Here is a 16,937-nt window from a genome sequence, read left to right on the forward strand (position 1 = left end):
GCAATTACGCTCAAACCACATTCCGTCAATTTCTAAAACTTGAGTCTACTACACTCAAGTTTTGTTTTCAAGATGTTTGTGGCGTTTCCTTATACAACGGTTGCTTGCGACTTTTCCTAAGTATTTTCCTAAGTATTAAATATGTCGTAATCTTAAAAATATGAGAATTGCACGTTTTTCGTATAATGAAGTTCCGCAGTACGCTTTCGTTCAAAAAGACGAAGCAGACGGTAAGGATTATTTAGTAGCGCTAGAAGGCCATCCACTAAGCCCTCAAGGAGTTAAACCAACAGGTAAGCGCTACGAGTTAGACGCCGATGGCGTGCGCCTGCTTGCACCAGTAATTCCTTCAAAAGTTTACGGATTGGCAAAAAACTACGATACGCGTTCTGCTGAAGAGCGCGCATCTTCTGCTTTGTTGTCAAGTCACACGGCAGCAGACATGGTGATTTTTACAAAGCCGAGCACATCTGTAATAGGACCTGACGATCCGATTGTTATTCCGGCTTTTTCGAACGATATGAATTTTGAGCCAGAAGTGGCTGTTGTTATGGGCAAAATCGCCAAAAATGTGTCGGTAGATAAGGCAATGGACTACGTTTTTGGCTTTACATGTGTAAACGACGTGACTTTGCGTGATTGCGCAGGCAGCGATCCAATGTTTACGCGCGCAAAAGGATTCGACACGTCTTGCCCACTTGGTCCATGGATTACAACCGAGCTAAATTGGCGAGACGCGCATATCTCGTTTACGCTTAATGGCGAAAATGTTCCGGAAGCTGACGGCACTACAGCGCGATTGATTCACAGTATCCCAGAGCAAATTGCTGCGATTTCAAGCTTCTCAACGCTTCTTCCAGGAGATGTTATTTTGACTGGAACGCCGTATCCAGCAGGAACTTTGCACGCTGGCGACGAAGCGATTGTGCATGTAAATGGTATTGGTTCGCTGCGCAATGTGATTATGCATGCGTAACGGCAATAAAAGTAAAAGATGAAAATCAGAAGCTAGACAAAACTTAATACTACACAAATGCGCGCGGGCCAAAGATTGCCGAACCGATTCGGACCATCGTCGAACCTTCGGCAATCGCCCACACAAAATCGCCAGACATTCCCATTGAAAGCTCTAATTTTGCAGAGTCTTCATCATAATCTTGTGCGAGTTGTTCACTCACGCAATCTCTAATTTCTCTCAATTTTGCGAAACCACTTCTCACTATTTTTTCATCATCCACGCGCGCTCCGAGCGTCATAAATCCGCGCAAATTAAGCGCCGGCAAGCTAGATATAGCGAGCGCTTCGTCAATCGCGCATTCTGGCGCGCATCCGGATTTCGTAACTTCTCCCGAAACGTTCACTTCCAGCATAACGTCTACGCGAAGTCCCAAATTTTGAGCGCGAGCAGATATTTTTTGCGCAAGATCAATGCTATCAACCGACTGAATCCCATTTGCAAGAGGCAAGACTTTGTTTATTTTATTGCTTTGCAACTGACCTATTAAGTAGAGCGGAATTTCGCCGTTTACACCAACGCTTAAATTCTCGCGCGCAGCTTCCTTGCGTAAAATTTCTGCTTTTGCAACAATTTCTTGCGGACGATTTTCCCCAATTACGCGCACTCCAGCTTTAAGCGCTGCCATAATTTCGCCAACATCTCGCGTTTTAGTTGCAGCAAGCAGCGTAACAGACCCAGCTTTGCGCCCGTAACGCGATTCGGCTTGAGCAATGGCGTCTTGCACGCTGTGCACGCCGTCGGCAATTTGACGCGCGCGAACACAATCTACCTCAGTATTCGCTAAATCTTTTTGCGTCATATATGCCATTTATTGCCCCAATCTATCATTCTAAATACATAGTTTAGTCGAGGAAGGGCACGGATTTGTCTGCTAAGTTTGCGCGAACAGAATTCCACGGCGTTTCGTCGCTTTTAAATAACGCGAGCGCATCTGCAGCGCTCATATCTGCTGGGCGAGTTTGCTCAGGATTCTTATATCCCAAAAGATACATGCAGTAACCAATCATGCGCTCGGCGCTCCAGCCAGATTCACGAAGTGCGCCAACATCTAGTGAATGCTTGCTTTTTGCGAGTCGCTCGCCTTGAGCGTTATCAATTAGTGGCAAGTGCGCAAATTGCGGACGCACGTAATGCACGCCGTTAGCCGCAAAAAATCCCGATTTTTCAAGCAATTCACCAATCCAAATTTGAAGAGCCGCCGAACGCAGCAAATCGCGTCCGCGCACAATGTCGTTTACTCCCGAAAGCACATCGTCAACAACAACCGCAAGCTGGTAGGAAAACACGCCATCCGCGCGACGAATCACCATGTCTCCCAAGTCGCGATTAATGTTAAACGATTGCGCACCAAAAATCGCGTCTATAAAACTCACATTCGCTTGGTTTAAATCAGCAGTCGGTACAGCAAGCCGCAAAGAATGTTGTTGATTATTTTGCAAACGCTTTTCGATTTGCGCCAAGCCTTGCGCATTTTTGCGAAGATTTCTGCACGTACCGGGATAGCGTATAAAGCCGTCGCCTTCTTGCGGCGCTGCAATCGCGCGAATATCGGAACGCGAGCAAAAACACGGGTAAATCAGGGAATTCCCGTCTCCGTCTTGCAAAGATTCTAACGCATCAAGAGCTTCTTGGTAGAGTGCAGTGCGCTCATGCTGATAAGTCGGCTCACCAACCCAATCAAGCCCAGCCCACTTCAAATCGTCAATCACTCGCGCGCTTGCATCTTTTGGCATTCTAGCAATATCGAGATCTTCCAGGCGCAAAATCATGCTTCCACCTTGCGACTTTGCAGAAAGCCAAGCAGCCAACATTGCTACCATATTGCCAATATGCATACGCCCAGAAGGAGTCGGCGCAAAACGACCAATTGCAATAGGTGACTTAGAAAACATGATTTCGTCTTTCTAATATCTTTCTTAATAAGCACAAGTTTGCAAAGCATAAACTTGCAAAACAAGAAGCGCGTAACGCATTCATACTAGCATCACGCGCTTCTTACAACCGCAATTAATCACAATCAATAACAATTAAAAGCAACTGTTTTATGCAAATAGCGACTTAAACATAAGCACGCCCAAGATTGCGCCGGCAATAGGGGCTACGACTGGAATCCACGCCTCGCCCCAACGAGAAGAACCCTTGTGTGGAATAGGCAAAATGGCGTGGAGCAAACGCGGCATAAGGTCTCGAGCAGGATTCAAAGCAGGACCAGTCGGACCACCCATAGAAGTCACCAATCCCCAAACAACAAAGCCAACTACGATTGATGCTCCAGCCAAATTCTTCTCTCCCCAAGGAGAAGTAAGGCAGCAAAGCGCAGACAAAACAAGCACGAGCGTGCCAAAGAATTCGTTTAGGAAGTAGTTAAGCTTGTTATTGTAAGCATCCGTAGTGCAGAACGTGCCAAGAATAGCCTCTGGCTCTTCGGTTTCGTTGTAATGTGGCAAATAAGTTACGTACACAATAAGCTGACCGACCAATGCGCCCAAAAGCTGAGCCACAATATACGGAAGTACGTTTGACCAAGGGAACATTCCGCAAACAGCTTGCGCAATTGTCATAGCAGGATTTATGTGCGCTCCAGAAATTCCACCGAACATTAGCACTGGGAACATAACGCCAAAACCATAGCCCATAGCAATGTTTAGCCAGCCTGCGTGATGACCTTTAGTGTTTTTAAGTTCAACATTGGCAACGGCTCCATTGCCAAAAATCATAAGAATGGCAGTTCCAATAAACTCAGCTGCCAACATTACTGTAAATGAGTGTTGCATGGTCCTTCGATCCTTCTTAATTGTTTTGCTGCTTTTGCTTTTGTACCACATCTCATTTTCAAAGAAGCTAAGAAAATGAATCCAGCAATTATTATTCCAACAATTATTCTTTGATAGTTTCCCCTATGAACACGACACTGCGAGTAAATATCAAATAGTCATATATCAAAAGAGGCCCGCCACACTGGCGAGCCTCTTACTTACAAAAACAATCTTCAGCGGTTCTATCTGCACAACATCCTCGTTGCAACGGTAAAGTCTTATGTATCCGTCCAACGTAATTGGAATCTAACATCCATACATTTTCTGTGGTCTACCGCTCTTTTAATTTGTTCTTGTGATTCTTATTATTACTGTTTTTTGTTCTTTAGTAAAGTACAAAATCATCTTTGTTCGCATATTGTAATTAGTGTTCATTCGCACATAAAAAATAGATGGTTTTGCATCATTTTGTGAATATGCAATGGTTGTCATGTTCAGATGCGTTCACATATTGCAATTATCGGCGTGTCGAGCCGCATAGCTGCCGACACTCAGTCGCGCACATCCCTTACAGTGCATACAATTACGGAGTATGGTACAAATTTTTGACGCTCCCTCAAAGGCGATTCTGCGCGGTCAAATTGCAGAGCACATCGCCGAAGACGAAAAGGCAGAAAAGCGTGAAGCTCGTGAGGGCGAGCTACCGTTGCCAAAAGATCGCTTCTTTGACCGAGAATTAAGCTGGTTAAAGTTCAATCGTCGCGTGCTTGAGTTAGCGCAAAATACCGATTTACCACTTCTTGAACGCGCTAATTTTGCAGCCATCTTTGCCTCCAACCTAGACGAGTTCTTTATGGTCCGAGTTGCAGGCTTAAAGCGCAGAATCGACTCAGGAATCGCAGTAACCGCTGCAAGTGGGCTTAGCCCGCGTCAGCAGTTGCGAGCAATTAGCGAGGTTACACATCGTCGTCAAGATGAGCATGCGCATTATGTTATTGACCACATTTTGCCAGAGCTTGCTAAGCAGCGCATTGTTATGCTCAGTTGGGACAAGCTTACGCAATCCGAAAAAGATAGACTTTCAGACTATTATCGCAAGCAGGTTTTCCCAGTATTAACGCCACTTGCAGTGGATCCTGCACACCCGTTCCCATATATTTCTGGCAAGTCTATTAACTTGGCTGTTATTGTAGAGAATCCAAATTCTGGAAAATCGCATTTTGCTCGCGTAAAGATTCCAGATAATTTGAATCGTCTTGTTCCAGTTGACGATTTAACCGACGAAGAGGGTCGCGAAGAGCGCTACGGCTTTATTCCTATGGAAAAGTTGATTGCAGCACATTTGGAATCGCTTTTCCCAGGAATGATTATTAAAGAAGCGCGATCTTTCCGCGTTACGCGTAACGAAGATATTGACGTTGAGGAAGACGATGCAGAAAACTTGCTCAACGCTATGGAAAAGGAGCTTTTGCGTCGTCGTTTTGGGCCGCCTATTCGTCTTGAGATTTCCGACGAAGCTAGCCCATTCTTGTCTCAGTTGCTGGCTAATCAGTTGCGCGTAAGCCCAGAAGAAGTATATCGTTTGCCTTCGCCGCTAGATATGACGGTTCTTTTTGAGTTGCAAGCGCTGGATCGCCCAGATTTGAAGTATCGTCCGTTTATTCCTACTACAAATCGCCAAATTGCAGAAGTTGAAACTAGCCATGCGCAAGATATTTTCGCTTCGATTCGCGAGCATGATATTTTGCTTCATCACCCATATGATTCGTTCTCTACTTCTGTTCAGGCGTTCTTGGCGCAAGCGGCGGCAGATCCAAAGGTGCTTGCAATTAAGCAAACGCTGTACCGCACGTCTAGCAATTCGCCAATTATTGACGCTCTTGTTGACGCAGCTCACGCTGGCAAGCAGGTTCTTGCGCTTGTTGAGATTAAAGCGAGATTCGACGAGGACGCCAACATTGCTTGGGCGCGTAAGCTTGAGCGCGCAGGCGTTCACGTTGTGTATGGCATTGTTGGATTGAAGACGCATTGCAAGCTTTCGCTTGTGGTTCGCCAAGAAGCCGAAGGATTGCGCCGCTATTGCCACGTTGGTACTGGCAACTATAACCCTAAGACGGCTCGCCTTTACACAGATTTGGGCTTGCTTACTTGCGATCCTGTAGTTGGTCAAGATTTGACTCGCTTGTTTAATCAGCTTTCGGGTTACGCTCCAAAGTCTAGTTTCCATCGCTTGCTTGTGGCTCCTCGCACAGTTCGAACGGGCATTATTGAGCGAATTCGCAGGGAAGAGGCAGCGGCTCTTGCTGGAAAAGAAGCGTGGATTAAGATTAAAGTCAATTCTGTTGTTGACGAAAAGACGATTGACGCTTTGTACCGCGCGGCTCAAGCTGGAGTAAAGATTGACATTGTTGAGCGTGGAATTTGCTCGCTAAAGCCTGGCATTGAAGGATTGAGCGAGAATATTCGAGTTCGCTCTATTCTTGGCAGATTCCTTGAGCACAGCCGAATCTATGCTTTTTCTAATTCTTGCGGTCCGCAAATTGGCGATGGTCCTGCAAGTGGCCCAGAAGTGTGGATTGGCTCGGCCGATTTGATGCATCGAAATCTTGATCGCCGCGTTGAAACACTGGTTCGCATAAGCGCTCCAGACCAGGTGGAGGCGTTGATTCAATACATTGATTTGCAAATGGCTGATTCAACAGTTTCTTGGTGGATGGATGGAGATGGCACATACACGCTACATTCTCGCGATTCCGAAGGTCGTCCTCTAGTCGACAGTCAGGAATATCTAATTCATACTCACACACGCAAACCTCGAGGTGTGAACTGATTGCGAGTAACTAATAAACAATAGGCAAAGAGCCAGATTCAGAAATATGATTCTGGCTCTTGTTGTATTTATTGCTCCTTCTAATCTGACTAAATCTCAAGCGTTCCCTCAGCCAAATCGCTAGCCACGAACGTCATAAAATAAAATGGCATAGTCGCGATTTTCTGATTTGCATCATAGCCATAATTATTTTTAGAAACTTTTATTGCAAACTCAAACTTGTTGTGCATTGCAAACTTATTTAGAGAATTAAGAGTTCCTCTGCCTTTTTTAACATCAATCGGAAAAAGTTTGTTATTTGATTCAATTATAAATTCCAATTCTGAATCTGATTTTCCGCGCCAATAAAACAGTTTTAAACCATTTGCGCTAAGTTCGTTTGCAACGTAATTTTCGAAGAAAATACCAGATAGCGTATTGTCTCTTTCGTTTGAAATAAAAGATGCTGCATTAACTCCGCTTTGATATGAGAACATGCCAATATCGCACAAAAATAGTCGGAAATTACTTTCGTTTTCTTGCATAAGCGGCGTGGTTATATGCTCTTTGAGTTGGAATGACTGATTAACAATATGAGTCATAAGCAGCCACTGAATGGACGTCGCAAAATCTCTAGTTCTACTGTCTTTTTTAATAAGACCAGCTGAAAAGTTTTTTGATTCCTTGTTAAGCTCTCTGAAAATATTCTCAAATAAAAGTCGAGATCTTAAAATCGATTCGCTACTTGCTTGGTACAACTCCATATCTGCAAGATAATTGTCATAAAGCGAGCGCAAAATCTCACGCGATTCTAGTAAATCTTTACGTTCAATGTATGCCTGTACTGCTTCTGGCATACCCCCAATCAGCAAATATTTATACACTTCATTTAACGCAAGATTGTGAATTTCTGTAGGCAGCGCTTGCTTAGAATCATAGGCTTCGCGCACCTTTGAATATAGAAGACTATTATTGTTTAGTAGGAACTCACCAAAAGTCATTGGATAGATTGTTATCTGGTCAATTTTGCCTACTGGAAAGAGGAATTGACCAACTGCTGATTTCGACGAATTTTGCTTGTGAGCTTCGCGATGCAATTTAATTCGCACCATTGAACCCGTTGCAATTACGTGAATTTTTCTAAAATCTTGGCAAAAATATTTAAGCGACGAAATAATATTTGGGCATTCTTGGATCTCGTCAAAAATCAGCAAAGTGCCTTCATCTATAGCCTTGAAAAATCGCAAAGACAAGTATTCTATAATCTTTTCTGCGTTTGCTGTGCTTTCGCAAAAGTTACGAACCTCATCTTCTTTTTTAAGATCGATGTAAATATAACTATTTTTATAATATTTTTCCGCAAAAAGTTCTTTTACTAGATACGTTTTGCCAACCTGGCGCGCACCCCATATTATTAGCGGCTTGCGATTCGGCTTGCTATTCCAGGCGATTAATTTTTGTAATGCTAGTCGTTCCATGGCTTACTCTTTTTAATGTTGATATTACAACGATTATAGCATTATTTGCCAGTTTTAGGAGGTTTTTTGAGCAATTATTTGCCAGTTTTGGCATGTTTTTTACGCCATAATTTGCCAGTTTTTGTAAGTTTGGGAATTTAGTGTTGCCAATGTTTTAGTACAAGTCAATTACACGCGCGAGAACAATAATCTTATTCTTTAAATTTTCAACTACTTTTATGTACATTTTATACAAAAAACTATTTGTAGATTGCAAATATGATATTTTACGATATTCTTATATAAGATATATCGCTGTAGATAGTAGATAATAATCAAAAAATTGATGCTATTTTTGGTTAAATAGCAAACTTAGCACTGGAGACCACTATGTTGCTTAATTTTAGCGTAGAAAACGCGCTAAGTTTTCGTCAATCGCAACAATTCAGCATGCAAAGAACCGTACATGCAAAAAACAGTTCGTGGCCCCATCCAGATGTATCAACTCTTGCAGCCATTTACGGAGGAAATGCCTCAGGGAAAACAAATCTGCTAAAATGCATAACATTTCTAAAAAATTTTGTGGAAGGAAGCTTCAAGGCCGGTAACTCAAATTCAAAAATAAATGCACTCCCTTTTCTTTTAAATAAAGAGTCTGAAAATGAACCGTCAACATTCTTTATAGAATTTATTGCAAAAGATAACAACAGATATAAATATTGGTTTACCTTCAATAATGATTACATTATTGAAGAGGCACTATGGCTTTTCCGCTCTACAACAAATAGAAAAACTGTGCTGTTTGAACGAGAGCATGGCAAGCCAATGCGATTTGGCTCAAATCTAAAAGCCATAGGAAAAACTGTAGAAAAAATTACAAGAGACAACGCATTATTTCTATCTGCAGCTGCAGCATCAGGTGTACAAACATTGCAAGCTGCATACGAAGAAATAACTTCTACACAGCAATGCAGAACAGTTGACTTTGATAAGTATTCCAATAATTTGATAACAGTTTTACAAGAAAATCCAGATTTTGCATCCAATATTAGCAAGTTGCTAAAATATGCAGATTTAGGATTAAAAGGTGTAACAGTCCAATCCGAACAGCTAGATGCTAAACAATCAGAAAAACTAGCGAGACTCGCAAATCTTCTTAATGAACTTGACGGAGACAACAATAAACTTACAGATAACACTTCTGAAAACACTGAAAAATTGCAAAAATTCAGTGTTTCACGTTTAATGTTTACACATTCTGGTCAAAAAGATTGCCAACTTCCTGAAGATTTTGAATCTTTAGGAACTAAAACAGCATTATTGCTATTTGCTTTCGTTATAGATGCATTATCAAAACATTCCATACTTCTAATTGATGAAATCGACACAAGTCTAAGCATGCAATTCGTGTCTGAAATACTCAAGCTTTACAGTAATCCAGAAACGAATCCTAACCAATCGCAATTAATTTTTACTACTCACGATTTAAGTCTTATTAGTAATTCTGGAACCGACAAAACTATTCTCGACAGAGATCAAATTTGGTTTATAGAGAAAAATACATTAGGCGAATCTTCATTACATCCACTTACGGAATGGGAAAACCGCAATGTAAACTTTGGTAAAAACTATCAACACAACATATACGCTTCAGCACCACAACCGTCTCTATATGATGTTTTTGCGGAAATACTTACAAATACTAACAGAATCTAAAACACTACCAGTATTCAAAACTATATAAAACACTAGTATTCATGAGGAGCGGGCTATGGTTCATGTTCCATCACACGGCCGTTCGAAGAAACAGTCGAAACGAAATAAAAGATTCCTCATTGTTTGTGGCGGTGTAGTTACAGAGTTTGAGTATTTTAGCTATATAAAATCAGAAGTAAGTAAATATTGTGCTACATCATGGGATATTCATAAATCAATTAACATAGAAAAAGAGGGCGTAGATCCACTCACTTTAACAAATTATGCGATTAAACTTGAGAGATTAGACTGCAAAGAAGCGAAAAAGAAAACTACAATCCGTTTACACTGGTATGGGTTGTAACAGACGTTGATGAATTTGGAGAAAAAATTCAACAAGCTCAATCTAAGTCGGATTCAACTTGTGGGAAGATAAAATTAGTAATTTCCAACCCTTGCTTCGAAGTATGGCTTATTGACCATATAAAAAGCTGTCCTCTTTCTTGCACAGAAACGCGAGATTGCCAAAAAGAAGCAAAAGAACTTGGGCTACTTCACAACACTACTGGGAATAAAAATAAGCATATCCAATTAGAAAAATTAACTGGAAACTATAAGAATGCTTTTAAAAACGCAAAGCAGCATATGCAAACCGAACAGATAGAAAATCGCAAAAATCACCCTTCAGTAACTCAAAAGTCAAACTACGCTCCTTGGACAGATGTTCCAGAAATAGTAGAAACAATATTAAATGAATGCAAGCGTGTATCAGGAATAGATTTGTCAGAAAAATTGTGAATTAATGATGTAACTACATATGTCTTCATTACTGTTATTAACAGCAATAATCTAGATGTGGGTGAGATGATGGCGCAATATTGATGAGTCATCACGTCTATGGAGTGAATTATCACAGTCACGGAAGTTAAAATGACAGTCACAGCGCTTTTATCACTATCATAACTGTGATAAACGTAAGCAACGTAAATATGCGAAAACCAGCAACTAAATTGACTCTAACCAAATAAGCGAATAAACGAATCGTAATAAATAACCAGGCACAACTAAAAGTTGCGAAAGAAAACCGCTAAAATAGTGAATATGAGTGTAGTAACGACGCGATACGTTGAGGCGGCTGGCGGAATTATTTATCGCAAGCGAAATACAATAGACAGCTCAAACACAAGTGACTTGAAAAAAACAAGCAATCAAGCGAACATGATAAGCGATGACGACTTTGAGCTTTGCCTAGTCTACCGTCCTAAATATGACGATTGGAGCTGGCCAAAAGGAAAGAATGAGCCAAAAGAATCGCATCGTCACACAGCTGTGCGCGAAGTTGGGGAAGAAACAGGCTACGCAGTAACACTAGGACCTCACATTGCACAAATAGAATATCCGCTTGAAAACGAAGGCAAAAAATCAATCTCAAAAAGCGGTGCGAAAAACAGTTCACAAAACAACAACAAAACAGAAGTAGTTAAGCGAATTCACTACTGGATGATGCGCGAAATAGACGAGAATGCCGCAATGAAGCGACTACCAGCATTTGGTCCAATAAAACCAGCAAAACCTACTGAAATTGGCAATGTTATATGGCTTACTCCTTCTAAAGCTCGCAAAAAACTCACACACGATAGCGATAGAAAAGTTTTAGATGCTTTTCTTGAAAAGCTACACGCTAGTCAAACTGAATATAAGACATTGATACTAGTACGACATGGAAAAGCTGAATCACGTAAATCATGGCAAGGCAGCGAAGCAACTCGTCCAATCACTCCTCTTGGATCTGCAGCATCCTACGCTCTAGGTCGTGAGCTTGCTTGCTATGCTCCAAATCGAATTGTCTCGTCACCTTGGAAACGTTGCGTGGAAACTGTTGCAACTTTTGCACACGATTCTTCTCTTTCTATAGAACAGATTGCGGAACTTACTGAAGACCATCATGAGGATAAACCAAAATCTACATTATCTGTTCTTATAAGTGAAATACAAAATCTTGATTGCAACGCAAAAAACACAGAAGCAAATATTAACAATTCAACAGTTATGTGTTTGCATCGCCCTATTATCGGCACTTTCTTTGACTATTTGCGAGGAATCACAAAACCGCGAGCACATAAACGTATACTTAGCCAAAAATCTCCATACATGCCTACTGGTAGCGCAATAGTTTTGCATATTAGCAATACTTCTAAAGGCGCTCGCATTATTGATATTGAAAAGGTGTTACCAATTGTCTACTAGCCTTAATTCACAATCGAGTTCTATCCATTCGAGCAGATCTGCTTTTATGCCAAGTCCAATAGGTGCAAGTCGCCCAAGCAGACCTGCACAAATGGATCCTGCAATGCTCGCGCAAATTGAAGGCGGCACAGATCCACAAATTGTAAACGAAATCAGCCACACTTCAGCAGCAGTTCTGCTTAACCGCGTGCATAAAACACAATCTCCAGAGATTGTGGAACGCGTACTGAATTTGGTTGAGAATGAGGGTATTGAGGTCATCGCAGACTTGTGGAGTCAAGCGCAACCAGATTCGCTTCCTGGAATGCTTTTTAGGCTATATTTGCTTAGGGAGTCTTTGCGTAAGCAGCGAGAAGCATATGCGGAGTATTGGAATCTTGGAGAACCCTCTGCAACTAGCGCTTCCGCAATTACTGGAATTGACGAATCTCCTACAGGAGAAGATATTGCGCGACTCGCGGATTCTATTCTTTCTGGTGCTTTTACGGGCGATTTTGCTGTTGCTCTATATCGAGCTTCTGCGTTTACTGCGATTATTTCGTGCGGAATGCGTTCTTACGCGAAAAAATTAACACAGAAGATGAACGATTCCAAAAGAGATGATTCACAGCGTCTTGCTAGCGTTTTACACAAATCCGCAAACATGCATGCACTTTCCTTATGCTTCGCTAATGGAGCTAAATTGTGGAGACTTGGAAAACTCGATTAGTTTATTTGTTATCACACTGCGTTTATTTGTTATACAACAGCGCGGCGCGCTGAAATCTAAAAGCATGTATACTCGGGAAGTGACGCTGGCTTGTGTTTAAGCCCCGGGCTCCATTTTTTGCCGCTGCGAGCGGCGTTTGCGCCGACAGGCGCTTTCGCAAGTCAGCGTTTTTAAGTATGTTTTAATTCTCCAGCAATTCACAAAATTCAACCTTCATTAACACTTGTTTATATTTTTTCTAAATAGTCACGGCACGCCGATAGCTTAACATGCCGCACTTGCACTAATCTAGAAGGTATGGATCTTCATGTTTTACATCATCCGCTGGTGGACCACAAGCTCACCGTTTTGCGTGATAAGAATACACCATCTAATATTTTCCGCGAGTTAGTTTCCGAATTGGTAACTCTCGAAGCATACGAAGCAACCCGCAATTTGGAAGTTAGCGATCGCGAGATTGAAACTCCTATTTGCAAGATGACTGGCAAGCATTTGAACCGCCCACGCCCAATGGTTGTGCCAGTTTTGCGCGCAGGTTTGGGTATGCTTGACGGCATGACTCGCCTTCTTCCAACTGCTGAGGTTGGATTCCTTGGTATGAAGCGCGACGAGCAGACTCTCGACATCGTCACTTATGCTAACCGTTTGCCAGAAGATTTGACTGGTCGTCAGTGCTTCTTACTGGACCCAATGCTTGCCACTGGTGGCACTCTTATTGCTGCTACGCATTATTTGGCAGAGCGCGGCGCTAAGGATGTTACTGCTATTAACATTTTGGCAGCTCCAGAAGGCTTGGAACGCCTGGAGAAGGAGATTGATCCTTCTATTGACTTTAAGGTTGTTGTTTGCGCTGTTGATGAGCACTTAAACGACAAGGCTTATATCGTTCCTGGTCTTGGCGATGCTGGCGATCGCTTGTATGGTTTAATTGATTAATAGTTACTAACCGAATCAAACGAAAACTAGAATCAAAAGCTAGAAATAAAACTACAAAATAGCCTGCTGATTTGCAACACTTTGCAAGCTTCAGCAGGCTTTTGTATTTACATCTTTAATTATTTGCCGGTCTCATATTCGTTTAATTTTATTACTATTAAATTCCAGTTCGTGAATACTCCATAACACCATTGAGACAACTACGATAGATGCAGCTGCAACAGTAGCAACATTAACTTGCGGTCCACGATCCATTGTGTACTTGACCATTCCACGATTCAAAACATGTACAACAATAAATTGGCCAAAGAATATTTCAATAAAGCCAGCAAGTATTAATATGCTATCAATAATAATTAATATTTTCTTACGAATTAATCCTATATTACACAACCCAACAATCATTTGAATTATTGGTGAAATAATTGAAACTAACACAACACCCAAAAGACTTAAATCAAAATCTGCTGGATACTTTCCTGGCATTTTAATAAGCAATAAAACTGCTAAAAATACAAAAGATAATGGTAAAAACCATTCTTTCCAATATTTAACGACGAACACGATAATAAGCTCCTTCACCATTGAATGAATACCAATTCTTATCCCAATCTAAATAATTTTCAGTGTGTTGAGCTATACGCAATCTACCGTTGCTTTTTAGGAATACAAACCCTATGTGATCGACAGTACCATCATTACTTTCATCAACACCAATAAAATCTCCATCCCTAACATTATCTACTAACATTCCCCAATAACTTGTACTAAATCCATACCCCATATAATTTTTAAAAACATTGGCATTAATCCAAGAAACCGAACGATCTCCTCTAGCTTTCCACCACCACCCTTTAAATACATCATTATGCTTATCCATACCAATACCACCAGCATATAGAATTTGCGAAGCGAAATTTGTGCAATCTGCCGGAAATATTAACTTACTTTTTTCTTCACCATATTTTGGATTTATTTTCCACGCCCATTCTCGCGCATATGCTCTGGCCGCTTCAAGATTTATGCCTGAATTTCTCTCAGTAGGTAAAGGTTTGCGAGGTGTAACCTCCTGCTTTGATGGAAGCCACAATTTTGCAATATTAATAGCTTCCTTTTGTGTTAGTTCATTTTTTAATACTTTTAACTCTAATTTATGCAATTCTGATAGAATCTGATTATTTTCATATTTATTCTCATATATATCTAGAAATTGCAATATTTTTGTTACATTATTGTTATCTTTATGCGAGGAATTAAAAAGAGAATTCTTGTAAATAGTAGCTGTTTCTTCACTAAGAGAAGGAAGCATAGCTTCGCTCTGTATTCTTTGTAATTCTGTAAAATATTTTGAAATATAGAACTTTTTTACTAACTCTGGATTTTCATAAGTATCTAGTAAAGAAAAATACATACCCTGAAATTTTGTCTTATGCTGCTTTTTGGGAAAATCTACATAAGTCTCTGATTTATAGTCAGATGATTCAGCTTGAGCAACATTAGCAAATGACAATATTAAAATAATAGAAAATAGCGCAGCTATAAATGCATAATGCAAAACAACTTTGTTTTTCATATATAACTCCATTATTATATAAAATTCCTTTTTACTATTCTATCACAATAAATACCAGTTGTCAAATATACACAGCGGCTATGTAATCATATACTCATCAGTTCTACATTTAAATAGCCTGCTGATTTGCAACACTTTGCAATTTTCAGCAGGTTATTTTGTATTAATTGATTGCTGCAATATTGCATAACAAATCAGATAATATAGCTAATAATACAACTAAGCTTTATTCACAGCTCCTTTAGCATATAAAGCTTCTAAAGCATCTCGCAAAGCTCCACTGTAGCTGATGCCAGCTTTTTGTGCCCAAGTGTCAAGCCAAGCTGGAACAGTAACATTTTTACGAACTGCCTGAGAACCGTATTTTGCAGCATAGGAATCCATATCAAGCGCAACCATAGACAACTTTGAATTAGGATTTTCTACAACAATATCACTAATATCGCTAGCTTTTGGCGCAGTTTTACCACTTTCGAGTTCCGTAAGAACCCATCCACTTGCTGCATCTTCTGCCATAATCAGAGCCTCTGCAAGATTACTACCGCCAGTTACACACCCTGGCAAATCAGGGACTTCTGCAACAAAACCTCCGCTATTATCTTCGTATGGAGTAAGAATAACAGGATACGCTAATTTCATCATTTCACCTTTGCTTCACTAATTCCCGCCTGACGCCAAATTGACTTAACAACAGATGGGTTAATATCACCTGGATGTTTAGGCACTGTGACTTTACCCGCTTTAGTTTTATGTACGAATTGGCAATGACTTCCACGCTGTGCAAAAAGTATCCAGCCGTCCTTCTTAAGACGTTTTTCAATCTCTTTGTATCTCATAAAAAGATTATACACACTATGCGCATAAAATAAAATAATCAATCAAATTTTTACTAAATCGCGCATACGCCTATGTTAATTTACCGCGGACGAGTTATGGCGACTTCGCGAGCGCGATTTGCCAATTCGTCCAATTTTTCAAGCTCCGCGCGCTGAGCATTAGTCTGCTTTGGTGCAAATTCTCCGTAACGATTCTGCGCAGCTGTACGAATTAAAAAGTCAGACAAACGCGGATTTTTTGGCAAAACTGATCCGTGCATATAAGTGCCGATAACGTTGTATTTGCGCGCACCTTCCGTATGATCTTCGCCGTTATTTCCGCAATTTTCGCCATCAACTGAGCCGAGTGGCTGCGTACCACTCTCCAAACTTGTGCGACCAGAATGGTTCTCGTATCCCACAATATCTCCAAAATCGCGGCTATGCTCAACAAGATTTCCAATCATGCGCACGTCTTGACCAACCGTATGCTCTCCGAGTATGCCTATGCCTTTAAGCTTTTGGCCTTCAATAGTCTCAAAGTACTCTCCAAAAAGCTGGTAAAGCCCACAAATCATAAGCATTGGAACGCCATTTTTTGCAAGCTCGCGAATCGCGCCCGCGCGCGCAAATAAATCATCCGTAACTCTACTTTGACCATGATCTTGACCGCCGCCACCAAGAATCATATCTACTCGCTTTGGCCAATCATCGCCAACGTTGTACTCGTGAAGCACAGGCTTGTAACCGTACAATTCCGCTCGACGCATAATCGTAAGCACATTGCCATAGTCACCGTAAATATTCATGTCTTTCGGGTACAGCGACACAATATCTAATACACGATTTTCGGCTTTATTAGTAGCATTCGCTTGACTAATATAATTAACATCACTCATATCATTCATGACGACTACTTTCT

Annotated in this window: 17 protein-coding genes; 8 read left to right on the forward strand and 9 right to left on the reverse strand. The window is 41.0% G+C overall.

Annotation, left to right across the window (positions count from 1 at the left end):
• The first annotated feature begins 160 nt into the window (after positions 1 to 160).
• Positions 161 to 976 (forward strand): fumarylacetoacetate hydrolase family protein, encoded by an 816-nt coding sequence (locus HXT46_RS06470; RefSeq protein ID WP_421785949.1) that lies wholly within the window; start codon positions 161 to 163, stop codon positions 974 to 976.
• A gap of 49 nt (positions 977 to 1,025) precedes the next feature.
• Here HXT46_RS06470 and HXT46_RS06475 read toward each other — a convergent pair whose 3' ends face one another.
• The 3 genes from HXT46_RS06475 to HXT46_RS06485 form a co-directional block, all read right to left on the reverse strand.
• Complete coding sequence (locus HXT46_RS06475) at positions 1,026 to 1,826, reverse strand: YggS family pyridoxal phosphate-dependent enzyme (RefSeq protein ID WP_421785951.1); 801 nt, start codon at positions 1,824 to 1,826, stop codon at positions 1,026 to 1,028.
• Positions 1,827 to 1,860: 34 nt separating this feature from the next.
• A complete protein-coding gene (locus HXT46_RS06480; RefSeq protein ID WP_065189706.1) occupies positions 1,861 to 2,910 on the reverse strand; it encodes a glutamyl-Q tRNA(Asp) synthetase in 1,050 nt (349 codons plus the stop codon).
• A 150-nt stretch (positions 2,911 to 3,060) separates the two neighbouring features.
• Positions 3,061 to 3,792, reverse strand: a complete 732-nt coding sequence (locus HXT46_RS06485) for an MIP/aquaporin family protein (RefSeq protein WP_285064502.1) — start codon at positions 3,790 to 3,792, stop codon at positions 3,061 to 3,063.
• A gap of 574 nt (positions 3,793 to 4,366) precedes the next feature.
• Between HXT46_RS06485 and HXT46_RS06490 the strand changes: the two genes are divergently transcribed.
• On the forward strand, positions 4,367 to 6,604 hold the full coding sequence (locus HXT46_RS06490) for an RNA degradosome polyphosphate kinase (protein ID WP_421785954.1): 2,238 nt from the start codon (positions 4,367 to 4,369) through the stop codon (positions 6,602 to 6,604).
• An 89-nt stretch (positions 6,605 to 6,693) separates the two neighbouring features.
• Here the strand turns inward: HXT46_RS06490 and HXT46_RS06495 are convergent, their stop codons facing one another.
• On the reverse strand, positions 6,694 to 8,061 hold the full coding sequence (locus HXT46_RS06495; protein ID WP_246943459.1) for an ATP-binding protein: 1,368 nt from the start codon (positions 8,059 to 8,061) through the stop codon (positions 6,694 to 6,696).
• A gap of 369 nt (positions 8,062 to 8,430) precedes the next feature.
• Here HXT46_RS06495 and HXT46_RS06500 point away from each other — a divergent pair, with 369 nt between their 5' ends.
• From HXT46_RS06500 to upp, 6 genes are all read left to right on the forward strand, one after another.
• Positions 8,431 to 9,756 (forward strand): AAA family ATPase, encoded by a 1,326-nt coding sequence (locus tag HXT46_RS06500; RefSeq protein WP_421785956.1) that lies wholly within the window; start codon positions 8,431 to 8,433, stop codon positions 9,754 to 9,756.
• 55 nt (positions 9,757 to 9,811) lie between these two features.
• Positions 9,812 to 10,099 carry an RloB family protein gene (locus tag HXT46_RS06505; RefSeq protein ID WP_254596648.1) on the forward strand — a complete coding sequence of 96 codons (288 nt, stop codon included), beginning with the start codon at positions 9,812 to 9,814 and terminating at the stop codon, positions 10,097 to 10,099.
• Positions 10,084 to 10,533, forward strand: a complete 450-nt coding sequence (locus HXT46_RS06510; protein ID WP_254596655.1) for an RloB family protein — start codon at positions 10,084 to 10,086, stop codon at positions 10,531 to 10,533. The genes HXT46_RS06505 and HXT46_RS06510 overlap by 16 nt, the downstream gene beginning before the upstream one ends.
• A gap of 303 nt (positions 10,534 to 10,836) precedes the next feature.
• A complete protein-coding gene (locus tag HXT46_RS06515; RefSeq protein ID WP_421785958.1) occupies positions 10,837 to 11,982 on the forward strand; it encodes an NUDIX hydrolase in 1,146 nt (381 codons plus the stop codon).
• Between the two features lie 46 nt (positions 11,983 to 12,028).
• The gene (locus HXT46_RS06520) at positions 12,029 to 12,691 is read left to right on the forward strand and encodes a hypothetical protein (protein WP_004114101.1); all 663 of its coding nucleotides are present in this window, start codon (positions 12,029 to 12,031) and stop codon (positions 12,689 to 12,691) included.
• Between the two features lie 297 nt (positions 12,692 to 12,988).
• Entirely contained in the window at positions 12,989 to 13,627 is a 639-nt protein-coding gene (gene upp / locus HXT46_RS06525) for a uracil phosphoribosyltransferase (protein ID WP_004114100.1), read from the forward strand.
• Between the two features lie 132 nt (positions 13,628 to 13,759).
• On the opposite strand, the gene HXT46_RS06530 is transcribed toward upp, so the two are convergent.
• The 5 genes from HXT46_RS06530 to HXT46_RS06550 all read right to left on the reverse strand — a co-directional run bounded on the left by HXT46_RS06530 (position 13,760) and on the right by HXT46_RS06550 (position 16,923).
• A complete protein-coding gene (locus tag HXT46_RS06530) occupies positions 13,760 to 14,191 on the reverse strand; it encodes a hypothetical protein (RefSeq protein ID WP_257994364.1) in 432 nt (143 codons plus the stop codon).
• A complete protein-coding gene (locus HXT46_RS06535) occupies positions 14,178 to 15,200 on the reverse strand; it encodes an amidase domain-containing protein (protein ID WP_102720873.1) in 1,023 nt (340 codons plus the stop codon). The genes HXT46_RS06530 and HXT46_RS06535 overlap by 14 nt, the downstream gene beginning before the upstream one ends.
• A gap of 219 nt (positions 15,201 to 15,419) precedes the next feature.
• On the reverse strand, positions 15,420 to 15,839 hold the full coding sequence (locus tag HXT46_RS06540) for a type II toxin-antitoxin system HicB family antitoxin (RefSeq protein WP_004116411.1): 420 nt from the start codon (positions 15,837 to 15,839) through the stop codon (positions 15,420 to 15,422).
• Positions 15,839 to 16,036 (reverse strand): type II toxin-antitoxin system HicA family toxin, encoded by a 198-nt coding sequence (locus tag HXT46_RS06545; protein WP_004116413.1) that lies wholly within the window; start codon positions 16,034 to 16,036, stop codon positions 15,839 to 15,841. The genes HXT46_RS06540 and HXT46_RS06545 overlap by 1 nt, the downstream gene beginning before the upstream one ends.
• Positions 16,037 to 16,116: 80 nt before the next feature.
• A complete protein-coding gene (locus tag HXT46_RS06550) occupies positions 16,117 to 16,923 on the reverse strand; it encodes a type 1 glutamine amidotransferase (RefSeq protein ID WP_421785962.1) in 807 nt (268 codons plus the stop codon).
• Positions 16,924 to 16,937: the final 14 nt, after the last annotated feature.

This window comes from Gardnerella sp. DNF01204, from assembly GCF_049244145.1.
GTDB classification, from domain to species: domain Bacteria; phylum Actinomycetota; class Actinomycetes; order Actinomycetales; family Bifidobacteriaceae; genus Bifidobacterium; species Bifidobacterium vaginale.

What these genes read in the sequence shown, in the direction of transcription:
- HXT46_RS06470 (WP_421785949.1), top strand. Translation starts at nt 161, where the DNA reads ATGAGAATTGCACGTTTTTCGTATAATGAAGTTCCGCAGTACGCTTTC.
- HXT46_RS06475 (WP_421785951.1), bottom strand. Translation starts at nt 1,826, where the DNA reads ATGGCATATATGACGCAAAAAGATTTAGCGAATACTGAGGTAGATTGT.
- HXT46_RS06480 (WP_065189706.1), bottom strand. Translation starts at nt 2,910, where the DNA reads ATGTTTTCTAAGTCACCTATTGCAATTGGTCGTTTTGCGCCGACTCCT.
- HXT46_RS06485 (WP_285064502.1), bottom strand. Translation starts at nt 3,792, where the DNA reads ATGCAACACTCATTTACAGTAATGTTGGCAGCTGAGTTTATTGGAACT.
- HXT46_RS06490 (WP_421785954.1), top strand. Translation starts at nt 4,367, where the DNA reads ATGGTACAAATTTTTGACGCTCCCTCAAAGGCGATTCTGCGCGGTCAA.
- HXT46_RS06495 (WP_246943459.1), bottom strand. Translation starts at nt 8,061, where the DNA reads ATGGAACGACTAGCATTACAAAAATTAATCGCCTGGAATAGCAAGCCG.
- HXT46_RS06500 (WP_421785956.1), top strand. Translation starts at nt 8,431, where the DNA reads ATGTTGCTTAATTTTAGCGTAGAAAACGCGCTAAGTTTTCGTCAATCG.
- HXT46_RS06505 (WP_254596648.1), top strand. Translation starts at nt 9,812, where the DNA reads ATGGTTCATGTTCCATCACACGGCCGTTCGAAGAAACAGTCGAAACGA.
- HXT46_RS06515 (WP_421785958.1), top strand. Translation starts at nt 10,837, where the DNA reads ATGAGTGTAGTAACGACGCGATACGTTGAGGCGGCTGGCGGAATTATT.
- HXT46_RS06520 (WP_004114101.1), top strand. Translation starts at nt 12,029, where the DNA reads ATGCCAAGTCCAATAGGTGCAAGTCGCCCAAGCAGACCTGCACAAATG.
- upp (WP_004114100.1), top strand. Translation starts at nt 12,989, where the DNA reads ATGGATCTTCATGTTTTACATCATCCGCTGGTGGACCACAAGCTCACC.
- HXT46_RS06535 (WP_102720873.1), bottom strand. Translation starts at nt 15,200, where the DNA reads ATGAAAAACAAAGTTGTTTTGCATTATGCATTTATAGCTGCGCTATTT.
- HXT46_RS06540 (WP_004116411.1), bottom strand. Translation starts at nt 15,839, where the DNA reads ATGAAATTAGCGTATCCTGTTATTCTTACTCCATACGAAGATAATAGC.
- HXT46_RS06545 (WP_004116413.1), bottom strand. Translation starts at nt 16,036, where the DNA reads ATGAGATACAAAGAGATTGAAAAACGTCTTAAGAAGGACGGCTGGATA.
- HXT46_RS06550 (WP_421785962.1), bottom strand. Translation starts at nt 16,923, where the DNA reads ATGAATGATATGAGTGATGTTAATTATATTAGTCAAGCGAATGCTACT.